The sequence below is a fragment of the Alteromonas lipotrueae genome (assembly GCF_019249255.1).
In the GTDB taxonomy this organism is placed as follows: domain Bacteria; phylum Pseudomonadota; class Gammaproteobacteria; order Enterobacterales; family Alteromonadaceae; genus Alteromonas; species Alteromonas lipotrueae.
In genome coordinates this window covers 75,272-87,397 of sequence record NZ_JAESDJ010000004.1, presented here as the reverse complement: position 1 = coordinate 87,397, position 12,126 = coordinate 75,272, and the positions used below count along the sequence as shown (strand labels likewise).

General features: G+C 41.0%; 11 protein-coding genes and 2 tRNA genes. 4 read left to right on the top strand and 9 right to left on the bottom strand.

Features of this window, described 5'->3' with window-relative positions:
- Positions 1-241: 241 nt before the first annotated feature.
- The 3 genes from KYS23_RS07340 to KYS23_RS07330 form a co-directional block, all read right to left on the bottom strand.
- Positions 242-333, bottom strand: a tRNA-Ser gene (locus KYS23_RS07340).
- Between the two features lie 141 nt (positions 334-474).
- A complete protein-coding gene (locus KYS23_RS07335) occupies positions 475-1,311 on the bottom strand; it encodes a DODA-type extradiol aromatic ring-opening family dioxygenase (protein WP_218418312.1) in 837 nt (278 codons plus the stop codon).
- 113 nt (positions 1,312-1,424) lie between these two features.
- On the bottom strand, positions 1,425-1,874 hold the full coding sequence (locus tag KYS23_RS07330; RefSeq protein WP_159530390.1) for a DoxX family protein: 450 nt from the start codon (positions 1,872-1,874) through the stop codon (positions 1,425-1,427).
- A 192-nt stretch (positions 1,875-2,066) separates the two neighbouring features.
- On the opposite strand from KYS23_RS07330, the gene KYS23_RS07325 reads away from it, so the two are divergent.
- Positions 2,067-2,999, top strand: a complete 933-nt coding sequence (locus KYS23_RS07325; RefSeq protein WP_218418384.1) for a LysR family transcriptional regulator — start codon at positions 2,067-2,069, stop codon at positions 2,997-2,999.
- Positions 3,000-3,055: 56 nt separating this feature from the next.
- Here KYS23_RS07325 and KYS23_RS07320 read toward each other — a convergent pair whose 3' ends face one another.
- From KYS23_RS07320 to KYS23_RS07310, 3 genes are all read right to left on the bottom strand, one after another.
- Positions 3,056-4,522, bottom strand: coding sequence for a DUF3360 family protein (locus tag KYS23_RS07320; protein WP_218398026.1), 1,467 nt, complete (start codon positions 4,520-4,522; stop codon positions 3,056-3,058).
- Positions 4,523-4,853: 331 nt separating this feature from the next.
- Positions 4,854-4,945, bottom strand: a tRNA-Ser gene (locus KYS23_RS07315).
- Between the two features lie 203 nt (positions 4,946-5,148).
- Positions 5,149-5,529, bottom strand: coding sequence for a hypothetical protein (locus KYS23_RS07310; RefSeq protein ID WP_159530394.1), 381 nt, complete (start codon positions 5,527-5,529; stop codon positions 5,149-5,151).
- A 453-nt stretch (positions 5,530-5,982) separates the two neighbouring features.
- Between KYS23_RS07310 and KYS23_RS07305 the strand changes: the two genes are divergently transcribed.
- Positions 5,983-6,654 carry a hypothetical protein gene (locus tag KYS23_RS07305; RefSeq protein ID WP_159530396.1) on the top strand — a complete coding sequence of 224 codons (672 nt, stop codon included), beginning with the start codon at positions 5,983-5,985 and terminating at the stop codon, positions 6,652-6,654.
- A gap of 5 nt (positions 6,655-6,659) precedes the next feature.
- Here KYS23_RS07305 and KYS23_RS07300 read toward each other — a convergent pair whose 3' ends face one another.
- From KYS23_RS07300 to KYS23_RS07290, 3 genes are all read right to left on the bottom strand, one after another.
- A complete protein-coding gene (locus KYS23_RS07300) occupies positions 6,660-7,691 on the bottom strand; it encodes an alpha/beta hydrolase (protein WP_218418311.1) in 1,032 nt (343 codons plus the stop codon).
- 113 nt (positions 7,692-7,804) lie between these two features.
- Positions 7,805-8,875 (bottom strand): sensor histidine kinase, encoded by a 1,071-nt coding sequence (locus tag KYS23_RS07295; RefSeq protein WP_159530400.1) that lies wholly within the window; start codon positions 8,873-8,875, stop codon positions 7,805-7,807.
- A gap of 148 nt (positions 8,876-9,023) precedes the next feature.
- A complete protein-coding gene (locus KYS23_RS07290; RefSeq protein ID WP_159530402.1) occupies positions 9,024-9,713 on the bottom strand; it encodes a response regulator transcription factor in 690 nt (229 codons plus the stop codon).
- A gap of 198 nt (positions 9,714-9,911) precedes the next feature.
- On the opposite strand from KYS23_RS07290, the gene KYS23_RS07285 reads away from it, so the two are divergent.
- Together KYS23_RS07285 and KYS23_RS07280 are read left to right on the top strand one after the other, a co-directional pair.
- The gene (locus KYS23_RS07285) at positions 9,912-10,961 is read left to right on the top strand and encodes a S41 family peptidase (RefSeq protein WP_246604332.1); all 1,050 of its coding nucleotides are present in this window, start codon (positions 9,912-9,914) and stop codon (positions 10,959-10,961) included.
- Positions 10,962-11,025: 64 nt separating this feature from the next.
- Positions 11,026-12,090, top strand: a complete 1,065-nt coding sequence (locus KYS23_RS07280; RefSeq protein ID WP_159530406.1) for a type 1 glutamine amidotransferase domain-containing protein — start codon at positions 11,026-11,028, stop codon at positions 12,088-12,090.
- The last annotated feature ends 36 nt before the right edge of the window (positions 12,091-12,126 follow it).

Genomic DNA, 12,126 nt, shown 5'->3' with positions numbered 1-12,126 from the left:
ACATTTTATTTCGAGCATAAAAAAACCCGCAACAGTGTGCGGGTTTTCGAAACTTGGCGGAGAGGGAGGGATTCATTCGCGCCGTCCATGGCGCTCACCCTACGGGCAGCCTTCGGCTGTGCAAAATGGCTATCCTGCCATTTTGTCGAAAAACGGGGGGTCTCACCCTCCCTCTCATGTAAGCTTTAACTTTTCTTTTAACCATAAAAAAACCCGCAACAGTGTGCGGGTTTTCAAAACTTGGCGGAGAGGGAGGGATTCGAACCCCCGGAAGGTTTGACCCTTCGCCTGATTTCAAGTCAGGTGCATTAAACCGAGCTCTGCCACCTCTCCAAGTGCTTCGTATCTTAATGATTTAGCTGAAAGTGTAAAGCACTAACTTAAACTTTTATGTTCAACCGATTAATTGATAAACAAAGTGCTTGTATTTTGGTTAATTTGTTTAAGTTAAGTGCATGTCCGTGGATGTTTCGCTTAGTTTTTCCAAACAAACATACTTGCTGGCTTCGTCAGTAACGTTAATGATATTGCTTTGTCTACCGTCCTTTCATTTGCACCGTAACAAACATGAAGAGGGAGTAAATGTTCTTCTCTAGGGTGAGCAAATATTCCGTGGGGTGAACTTTTCCACTCAATGAGTTTTTGACTCCGTTCTAATTCATTCATTGCTTCAAACTTCATTGTTTCTTGTAGCCATTGATTGAATTCTTGTGCTTTTTTATTTGCCGACGCTGAACTATCAAAAAAGCCACGCATGTTATGAAAAGACGAACCCGAGCCCAACAGTAAAACATGCTTGTCGTTACAATTAGCCTGTAAAATGTGTCTCAATGCCCTTCCTAACGCTATATGCTTTGCCGCATCCAAGTCTGATGTTAAGGATACTTGAATACATGGAATGTCTGCTTCTGGGTACATGATAGTGAGAGGAACAAACATCCCATGATCAAACCCGCGATTTTGGTTAGCCGTTGCATCAACTCCCTGTGCTTGCAAACCCGCCACAATAGATGCAGATAAATCGGGGATACCAAAGGCTGGATATTGCAATGTATAAGCCCGCTCAGGAAAGCCGTAGTAATCATAAATCAAGCTTGGTTTGTTACCGGCAGTCACTTGGGTGTTATTTTCCTCCCAATGCGCACTAACCACCACAATGACATCAGGCCTTCGCATATCTCGCGATAAGGTTTTAAGTACCTCAATCATTTCTTTATGGTTTGCGCCCCCTTTGCCGTCTTCATCTGTACCGCGTTCTAGAAGTGGCAGCGGTCCACCACCATGTGAAATGTAAGCCGTTGTAATACTCATCAGTGTTTTTCCCGATATAACTGTTAAATCGATGACGCAGACTCATTAAAGCTATAGGCAGCCTTCATTCGTGCCTGTCTTTCACAAAATCAGCCTTTTATAAAGCCACCGTATTAACCAAGTAATTTATTGCTGATAACAGCATCAAATGAAAACTTTCCGGCGCCCTGAATAGACAGTGCAACCGTGGCAGCAAGTAGGGCTAAGGCAAATTCGTAACCGTTGTTGCTCATGAATAATCCGTTACCCGCATGCACACTAAAAATAGCGACTAACATGGTGAACGCACTTAGTGCGGCAGCGGGACGTGTAAGAAACCCAAGTATTAGCGCTATTCCCCCAAAAAACTCTGCACTACCAGCGAGTAATGCCATGATAAGCCCAGGAGCTAACCCTATACTCTCCATCCATTGTCCAGTCCCCTCAAGACCGTATCCGCCAAACCATGCAAATAACTTTTGCCCACCATGTGCAGCTAAAATAATTCCGAGGGGCACACGTAGCACTAAATTCGCTACACTATTGTTGCTAGAAAATACGGTTGTTAAAAAATGCTTATTCATAGTTACACCTTAATATTTAGTCACGGCAACCACACTGCCGTGCAGAAAGCCTTTAGTTAGTTGTTAGTCCTTTGTCTGTGACGAAGAACTAACTGCATGGGTCTAGAATAGTTGTCAACATAAATTGAATAAAACGGCATAGTATTGAATAATTAACAACGTTTTGTTGACAATATGGTTGATAATAGAGAAATGGATAGGACCGCACTGCTTAAAACGTTTGTGGTGGTTGCTAATGAAGGCAGTTTTACTCGCGCTGCGGATAGGCTAAACACTTCAAACCAGCTTATAAGTAAATATGTGGCTCAACTTGAAAAGCACTTAGACGTACGTTTATTCAACCGCACTACCCGAAAGATTCACCTGACAGAAGCAGGGCAACAGTGTTTACTGCATGCCAATAACATATTGGAAAGTGTTAACGATATGGAGGGACAGCTGGGCCTACTTAACACGCAAGCCAAAGGTGTACTACGCGTAAGTGCCCCTGTATCCTTTTCTACCTTACATCTTTCTTCAGCACTCGCGGCGTTCCAACATGCTCATCCCAGCGTTTCTGTAAACTTACAACTGAATGATCGCAAAGTAGATGTGGTAGATGAAGGTCTGGATGTTGCGATTCGGGCTGGCTATTTAGCTAACTCTGCCCTCGTTGCAAAAAAGATCACCACACTTAACTTAGCCCTTTGTGCAGCACCGGCCTATTTAGAAAAATATGGAACGCCTGCACATCCATCAGAGTTGAATCCAGAGCATTACCTAGAATATTCGTATGTAAATTATGATAGTGACGGGTCTGAGTTAATGAAGGCGCTTAAAACTAATGCGCAAAAAGTAACACCAAAACTTATTGCGAACAATGGAGAGGTACTGACTAATGTGGCAATACACGGTGATGGTTATGTACTACAACCTACTTTTATTACCGGTGACGCGCTCAGACGGGGTGAATTGTTATCAATATTAGAAGACTATGTCCCACAAGCTATTTCGTTATATGCGGTATACCCACACCGTAAACTGGTTTCCAATAAGCTCCGCGTTTTTATCGACTTTTTGTGTGCGTACTTTGAAGATACTCCTTACTGGGACAAGCTCTTAAATGAGCCCATACCAAAAAATTAATGCAGGGGCCGCTATAAACACAGCCCCTTCCTTAATATTATAAAAACGTTTTGTACTTACACCCTGAAGGTCTCAATGATGGCAGGCACCCCTGGGAACATACCAATCAGAGCCATAACCGTACATAGCACAATAAAGGTAATGCCCGGTATTAACCACCTACCCGCTTTGCCAAGTTCACCAGCCCGTTCTTTACAACCAACTAACCCTAAGTTATCGAGAAGCATAGTGAACGACCAACCAAACACAGGGTTAACTAGTACTGATGAAATTACCACTAGGGCCGCAGATTGTGTTGTTTTACCTTCTCGTGTCATTTGCATACCGGCTTCCATCAGCGGTAAAAACACACCGACTATGAGTGCAACACATAACACGGGAGGCCAAATAGCAAGGTCCATTGGATAACCCCAAATGGCAGCAACTACACACAATATGCCAGTTACTATCGCTCCGCCTGGAATAGGTCTACGAGCAATTGACGCTGGTATTATGTAGGTTCCCCACGATGAAGCAATATTCCCCCCACCAAGTAAACTTCCCACTGCTTGGCGGCTAGATGCTGCAATCATGGTATCGTCGATATTCATGTGCGCTTTCTCACTGTGCTTCGGATAGCTCAGCTTCTGGAAAACCTGATGCCCAAGAAAATCTGGAGACCACATAGATACCGCTAATACAGCAAATGGCAGTACCGCAATAAAATGAGACCAATCAGGTAACCCCAGTTGCCAACCTGTACTTTCACCCCACCAATAGGCTGGGTTTAAGTTTGGCATACCCGGTGAGGTAGTAAATTCAAATGGCGCGCCTAGAGCAAAAGCAATAACCGCTGCCATGACTGCACCTAAAGGAATAGCCAACCAACGCTTTTGAATATGCTCCAACCATGCATACATTAAAATGGTGGCAACAATAACCACAAAGGCTAAATAGGCCATGTCGAAACTCTCTGCCCACGCAAACAGCTTTTTAACTTGCCCAGTAATACCAATAAATCCTAAATACAGTAAAAGGCCGCCACAAACCCCATTACTGGTTAGCTTTGCTAGTACACTGCCGCCTTTGGTTATCCCCAACAAAAAGCCAAAAAAGCCAATTAACAGCCCTAACGCCATAGGATGACCGCCCGACGCAACAATCAGTGGTACCAAAGGCAGTAAAGGGCCATGAGTACCCGCTAAGTTCGCTGAAGGGTTGAAAAAACCGGATATCAACACAACAAAAAGCACTGCAGCAATGAGAAGTTCAAACCGGACGTTTTCTACAACGAATTCAGGTGATAACCCTAATGGCGCAGCAAACGCTCCTACAACGGCGGCAACCATTACAATTTTACCTATCGTTGCCGCCATGCCAGGCACACAGTCTTCCCACTCTATACGATAGTCTCTACCTGGTAGGTTGAATCGCCAGCGCTTTGGCGCAATGATTTGTAATTCGTGGTTGAGGTAATCTTCTCTTGATTTAAATGTATTACTTGGCTTGTGAAGTTTTTGATAAGAATCGCTTTCTTGAGACACTTTACACCTTACGATTGCTGGAAGAATCGCAAGGCTATACCTGTTAATAGCCTGTAACAATGCGACTGTGGTCTTACACGTAAACTGATTTCGCATTTATTTTATGTATAAAAAACCCGCAACAATGTGCGGGTTCTCAGAACTTGGCGTAGAGGGAGGGATTCATTCGCGCCGTCCATGGCGCTCACCCTACGGGCAGCCTTCGGCTGTGCAAAATGGCTATCCTGCCATTTTGTCGAAAAACGGGGGGTCTCACCCTCCCTCTCATGTAAGCTTTAACTTTTCTTTTAACCATAAAAAAACCCGCAACAGTGTGCGGGTTTTCAAAACTTGGCGGAGAGGGAGGGATTCGAACCCCCGGAAGGTTTGACCCTTCGCCTGATTTCAAGTCAGGTGCATTAAACCGAGCTCTGCCACCTCTCCAAGTGCTGCGTATCTTAATGATATTTTTCTGCGTGTAAAGTGCAAATCTAAATAAAGTGTGCCAAGTGGCGAATAGATAAACAAAATGAAAAGCAAAGGCCTTATTTCGTACAAAATGCACTTGTTTTGCGCCATTTAGCTAATAACCACGCTAAGTGAATCTGCAAAGCTTCACATTTTTGTAGGCAGTTATTTTCAGCACCTTATAAAGGGATTAACCTTGCTTCCACTTCAACTTGTTCAACATGGCAAAGCCCCTCGGCAACTTCAACATCATAAGCATACCAGTACTCATAGCCCTCTTTTTGCACGGTAATGTTATAATAGCCTTGTCGCTCAAGTGCGCCTAACAACATCGCAGTAGAATCGCAATCAGAGGATTCTGGATTGGTTAGCTCTTCCTCGTAGCTTGACTCTTGTAGTATGGCAGTGGCGCCACAAGAAATAGGTGCTTCGGTTACATCATCAATAACGGTTATAGCGATGCCTGGAATAACTTCAGTGGTACAAACAACGCCATCGTCGTTATCTGAATTACACCCTGCCAACAAGATAATGGGTAACATAGCTAAAAAGCGCTTCATAAATTCATCCTTAAACAAGTATTAGGCTTTCGAAAGTATTTTCTGTATGTAAATCAAAGACTGAATACAAAACATACATCGAATAAAAGATAAAATCATGTGATTTATTTCAAGCATAAAAAAAACCGCAACAGTGTGCGGGTTTCTAGAACTTGGCACAGAGGGAGGGATTCATTCGCGCCGTCCATGGCGCTCACCCTGCGGCTGTGCAAAATGGCTATCCTGCCATTTTGTCGAACAACGGTGGTTTGACCCCTCGCGCGAATTAAGCTTTCTCCTAAATATTCACTGGCACCAGAAATAGCAATTTTTTCACCTTACATTGACCATACAAGCACTACTATAAAAAGTTCTGATTAAAAAAACTCCTTATATTAAAGGATGTTTTGCTAATATTGCATCGTTGAAAACAACCTCATCAACTGGTGAGGTTTTATTGATGGCAAAAGAAAAATGAGAAAAAAACAATTTCATGGCGCTATCGCTTCTTTTATTTGCGCTACAAGCTTTATTCTTGGCTTGTGCCTCATATTTATCATTGCGCCCGACTTTAATGATGGCCCCGATCAACGCTTGCGTACCCTTAATAACTTTAGTGAATTAATGCAGGTTTGGTATTTCTTAGTTTATGTCGTATTTGGGATAAGCGTTTTAGTGCTTAGCGTTTCATTATTAGAAAATCAAACGCGAGAGCACAGTGTACTTCAGCAAATTACGATGCTAATGAGCTATCTTTGGTCATGTTACATATTCGCCAGCGGACTTATCGCTATTCTATCGATCGAGTTTCTATTTAGTGAAAATTATAAGCTGGGAACGGCTGTAGTTGATTTGTGGCGAGAGATATATGCGATACAAATGGGCTTAGGAGAAGGCTCTGAATGGGTAGGAGCAACCTGGGTCATGTTGATTAATACTTGTTTACTGAAAGAGGAAAGATTAAGTAAAAATCTTGTTCTCTTTGGTTATATTATAAGTTTTTTCGGTTTTTCGACGCTTATACCAAGTCTTAAGGAAATTGGCGCAGTATTTGGGTTATTGCAGATAATTTGGTTCATACTTGTAGGTTCGATGTTGCTGCATGAGAGGCGCGAGTTACAACAACATGTAACCATCGACATTTAACATGTTTAGAAATTAGCTCTAAGCCAGGCAGTCGCTTTCTCAATGGCTTGAGGATTAGATAATATGCTCATGTGATCAGCATGGTTTATTAATTCAACAGAGCCTAAAGCACTATTTTCACGAATAAAACTCGGGTACGCGCTGGCCAAAAACACTTCATCTTCTTGTCCTATAATCGCTATTAATGGCTGAGGTATATTGAGCAATGCTTTATCGGTAGTGTCCGGCCTAATAGGTTGAGCAGACATGATTGAAGAATAACTATAGGCCATCATCTGTTGTGGAAAATTAAAATACATAATAGCTAATGAGTCTAAATGATTAATTCCTATAGTGTTTAACATCAATAGCCCTATCATTCTCGTCGTATTGAATAAAATTGGCGAATTGCCCGCCATATCTCCACTCGCTTTACGCTGTGTAGGACCTTCGCCAAAATTGGGAGCAAACAATAAGTATCCGTCAACGTCTGGTTTATTATCTTTCAACGCGTAACGCATAGTAATACCGCCCCCCATTGAGTGACCACCAATAATAATATGACGATATAGACCTTTTGAGGACACGTTAGTTTTTGACGTTAAGTGCAGAAGAATATCTTCTAAATCATCCTCATATTGACCAATGTAAGCAACATCGAAATTGTCTCCTTGAGAAAATCCGTGTCCCCTCAGGTCGGGTAATAATATTTGAGCCCCTGTTGCCTCATGCAATTGCGTTGCAGTATTAATTAATGTTTGATGTGTGGTTGCTATTCCATGTATAAACACGATAACGCGCTGAGAATCAGGCCCAATCTTACGTACATAGAGTGACTTACCATCTCTTGCGGTTACTGTCATATGTTGCCCATTAATATTCAATGGTCCATTATGATTTGAATTATTTACATCATGGTGAATCAGGCTGAACGGAAACTTAGTTGGCCAAAATATCAAGCTAAAACTGATGGTAAAATAACTAAGTAAGATACAGCTAAAAATAATGCTACTTTTTACAATTTTTTTCGACAGTGTTGATGTGTTGTTTACCGTCATGACTGCTCCTATTTGAATGAATGTTGATTACGCAAAGAGGCCTAGATCAAAATATTCATTAGGAGTTTAAGTAGAAATAGGTGAAGCAAAGGTAAAACTTTAAACCGAAAGGGCTAAGTAATGGTTGATATAGTGACTCTGTAGATACGGTTTTCTTGCTCAATCATGACGCTCCACCCCATTTCTTCAACGATACGTTTCACAAGGTATTGTCCGTGCCCTAAACCTTGATAATAGGGGCGTTCTTGTGTGGCTTCCAGTGAATTTTCAAAAATGAGTTCGTGCCCAGAAGAACGGATTGTCATAGCTTTACCATTTCCATGGTAAACCCCGTTGTTTACAAGATTTTGGCAGAGCAAACCCAACAATAGCTCATTGCCAATGGCCCGCATTGTAGGACAAACTGTAATGAGAGCATCAAAAGGAAAGTCGGGGTATAGATGATAAACCTTCAGTACAGTTTTCTCGATAATCGGTAAGACGCTAAATTCTGTAAACTCCAAATTTTCTTGCCTGGCTAGTGCCAAAAGTATTTCAACGGTCTGTTCAAGTTCATTGGCAGATTGTTTTAATAGATTGTGCTCAGCGTGGCTACCCACCTTTGCATTATTAAGTGTTAATGTATTTTTAATTAAAGTAATGGGAGTACGTAACTCATGACTAACGTCGCGAGTAAAATTTCGTTCCCGTTCCAATAATATTTGAATTTCGTCATAAGACTCTGCAAGCGCTTTGGCAAGTTTTCCAATTTCATCTGATCTATCTAAACCAAACATAGATGCTACAGCGACATTTCTTTCAGATTTAAAGTCAGCATTACTGCCTCTTTTTTCAACACTTTTGGTCAATTGCTCTATAGGGCGCGACAGCCATTTAGACAGGTACCAGGCGCTCAATAAACATAGAATAAATGCACTTCCAGAAATACTATAAAGAAACAAAGATTTATATTGGCTTAGATGTTGATTCGCAGAAAAAGAATTTATGTTCATCAGTAGCAGTTGGGGGCTTTGCTCAATCACAAATATTCTGAAAACAAACTGTTGATTGTCTTTTGTTTCAAAACTCCCGCTACGCGCATTGCCAACTGCCGTAATTATCTCATTGGGAACCGACTCCATATTGGTATATAAAACGGAGTTTAGTATTGTCGGTATTAATAACGGGTTGGTGATTGCTGTCAAGCGATGCTCCTCTTGTGCGAGCACAGATTGATAGGCGTTAGCTTCGGCGATTTCTATTAATATAGTTGAGAAGCGTATAAAAAAAATACAGATGACTAATGATAAACAAGTAAAAGCAACCATTAGTCTATTTTGTAAGCTTGTAAACCTAATCATCTATACCCTTTAACTGATAGCCAATATTGCTGATTGTGTGGAGGATAGGTTTTCCCGTTACTTGTTCAGTTGCTTTTCTTAGTGCATAAATGTGTGATTTCAGCGCATTGCTTTCAGGGGGTTCATCACCCCAAACGTGCTCAATCAATTCTGAGCGGCTGACAGGGTAAGGCATTTCACTCAATAGCTTATGTAATAGCTTAAAACCCACCTTTGTTACTTTTATATTTTCACTACTCCATACCACCTCAAACGACCTAGTGTCCAGAGATAACGCCCCATGGGAGACAACGGTATTTTGATGCAACTCAGACCTTCTTGACATCGCCTCGCATCGCAAAACCAGCTCTCTTAAATCAAAAGGCTTAGTAAGATAATCATCAGCGCCTTTACCAAAGCCTTTGACCTTATCCTCAAAAGCATCCCTAGCAGTAAGCATCAATATTGGTATGTTGGCGTTAGCGTGACGCTTAACTTCTTCACATACTCGTAAGCCGTCAATATCAGGTAAATTTAAGTCTAAAATAACAACGTCAAACGTATGCTCTAATGCTAGTTTTACTCCTAACTTACCGGTTGACGCATAATCTACGTCCCACTCGTGTCCTTGAAGAAAAGTGATAATTTGATTCGCTATTGCTTGGTTGTCTTCAACAAGAAGCACGCGTAATTTGCGCTTCATACAACTCTCCCTTTGCATAAAAACTGTGGCAAAGCTGATTAAATCAACTTTATTCACCTGAAATCGTACTGAATAGCTTACTTATTGAAAGTGATGTGAAGGTGAAATTTATTCTTATACAACATTTCACTCCAAATTTACTTAAGAGTACTGATGATTGTTAGTTCATTCAATAAACGAGGTAATAACGTGCATCAAATGGAAAGAAACATGAATCGAAAAAATTTATTCTGGCTGAGAGATATTAGCATCTGCCTTAAAAGTAGAAAGCACGACATTATTTTGCTTTTTTCACTGTTTCTTCTGAGTACAACTCAATCCTTTGCACAATATGAACCTGTTGAACAGGTTCAGTTTAACAACCAGATAAAACTTGAATTAGTTGATGAATTGATAGATAAAATTAGTCATAACTACGTAGAAATTGATAAAATTGAAATTATTATCAATGAGTTAGAAAGTGTTAAACATGATAAAGCGTTCGCGAACGTAAAATACCGGCAGGATTTTACAACGTTTATAAATAAAGTCCTTCAAAAAAATGACCAGCATTTTTCTGTCTCAAGCAACCCTGAAATTAGTGGGTTACAAAAAAAAGAAACATGGTTTGAAAAGCTAGCGAGGCTCGATTTCGGTTTTGAACGTGTTGAAGTCTCTGAAGAAAATATAGGTTTCCTAAGTTTTTGGGGGTTTGCTGACCTCAACGAGACTTCAAAAGAAGTGATTTCAAATCACATGCAAGCAATTGAAAATGTAGATGGCCTTATCATTGATTTACGAGAGAATGGTGGTGGCAGCGCGCAAACTGTTCAGTACATATCAAGCTTTTTTTTGGAGGCTCGACAGCACCTAAATACCTTTTACTCGAGAGCTTCTGATAGCTTCGAAGAATTTTATACAGATCCTGCCATTGATTTCCCTCATTTAAGTCAAATCCCAATAGTCATAATTATTGGGCCAAATACGTTTTCAGCTGCCGAAGAGTTTGCTTATAACTTCAAACATATGTCTCGTGCGTTGGTCATTGGAAAACCCAGTAAAGGAGGCGCCAATCCTTGGCATTACTTTGAGCTCAAGTATGGACTGCGAATTGCCATACCAACGGCAAAAGCCATCAACCCTATTACCCAAACAAATTGGGAAGGTATTGGTGTAGAGCCACATCTATATACAGAGCCTGAAGATGCAGAACAGAAAGCCACTGCGCTATTAGTCACGAAGTTGCACAGTAAAAAGAAAGGTTACTAATCACAATAATTGACCTCAAATTGACTTCTCTTTCAACAAAATAACACTTTTTAAAGGAATCAGTATGTTTAAAAAGATTGGTCTTATAATCCTTACTCTGGTTATTGGCATATCTGGCTTTATTGTGTGGTTTTTTAGTCTTCTTGGAAACGAGCTAAAAGCTGACTTTAGCCAACAACAACCGCAAGATATTCGCTATATATCCGAGGGCGTTAACGATAGTCGCGGACGTATTCTAGCAGTGCTGACTAGTGAAGAGACATTAGGTGCGACGGGGAAAACTACAGGTTATGAACTTACTGAACTTGCGCGGGCGTTCTACGTTTTCCAAGCTAATGGGTTCAGCGTTGATATAGCCAGTGTTCAGGGTGGCGAACCCCCAATGGTGATAGACACCGATGATATGGGCAAGTTTGACTATGCTTTTTTGAATGATGATGAAGCAATGCATAAAGTAAAAAATTCTTTTGCTATTGAAAGCGCAAACTTAGCAAACTACGACGGTATATACTTCGTTGGCGGTAAGGGTGCAATGTTCGACTTCTCAAATAACGCAGGTATCAAGGCTGCCGTGTCTCATTTTTGGCAAACGAAAAAAGTTATTGTTGCCGTATGTCATGGACCAGCAGCGTTCGTTGATGTTGTTTCCGATACGGGTCAATATTTTCTTGAAAACAAAAGAGTTTCCGCTTTTACAAATTCCGAAGAGCTGTTTTTAATACCCAATGCTAAAAATATTTTCCCCTTTTTATTAGAAACAAAATTGAGTGAACAAGGTGCCACTTTTATCGCCGGTGAAAATTATCTTAATCAAGTCAGTGTTCACGACAACTTAATTACTGGACAAAACCCTTGGTCTGTTTGGGAAGTCGCTGAAGAGACGGTTAAGGCATTGGGTTACAAGCCATTGCCTAGAGTAAAAACGGCGGAAGAAAATAGTATTCAGATTTTGACAATTTTTGTTAATCAAGGCCAAGAGGACGCTCTTAGACGCATAAGCGAGATTAACCAAAACCCGAGCGCAAACATAAGTAGGCTTACCATTGCTACCCACGCTCTTGTCGCTGGTATTAAAGGGGAGCTTTATAAGTCGTCTCAATTGCTGACGCTTTTAAACGCAGTTGAGTAACGCGAATAATGAAATCAAACCTATTTATTACGTTAA

Coding starts and splice junctions, on each gene's coding strand:
- KYS23_RS07335 (WP_218418312.1), bottom strand. CDS start 1,311: ATGAGTATTACAACGGCTTACATTTCACATGGTGGTGGACCGCTGCCA.
- KYS23_RS07330 (WP_159530390.1), bottom strand. CDS start 1,874: ATGAATAAGCATTTTTTAACAACCGTATTTTCTAGCAACAATAGTGTA.
- KYS23_RS07325 (WP_218418384.1), top strand. CDS start 2,067: ATGGATAGGACCGCACTGCTTAAAACGTTTGTGGTGGTTGCTAATGAA.
- KYS23_RS07310 (WP_159530394.1), bottom strand. CDS start 5,529: ATGAAGCGCTTTTTAGCTATGTTACCCATTATCTTGTTGGCAGGGTGT.
- KYS23_RS07305 (WP_159530396.1), top strand. CDS start 5,983: ATGAGAAAAAAACAATTTCATGGCGCTATCGCTTCTTTTATTTGCGCT.
- KYS23_RS07300 (WP_218418311.1), bottom strand. CDS start 7,691: ATGACGGTAAACAACACATCAACACTGTCGAAAAAAATTGTAAAAAGT.
- KYS23_RS07290 (WP_159530402.1), bottom strand. CDS start 9,713: ATGAAGCGCAAATTACGCGTGCTTCTTGTTGAAGACAACCAAGCAATA.
- KYS23_RS07285 (WP_246604332.1), top strand. CDS start 9,912: ATGGAAAGAAACATGAATCGAAAAAATTTATTCTGGCTGAGAGATATT.
- KYS23_RS07280 (WP_159530406.1), top strand. CDS start 11,026: ATGTTTAAAAAGATTGGTCTTATAATCCTTACTCTGGTTATTGGCATA.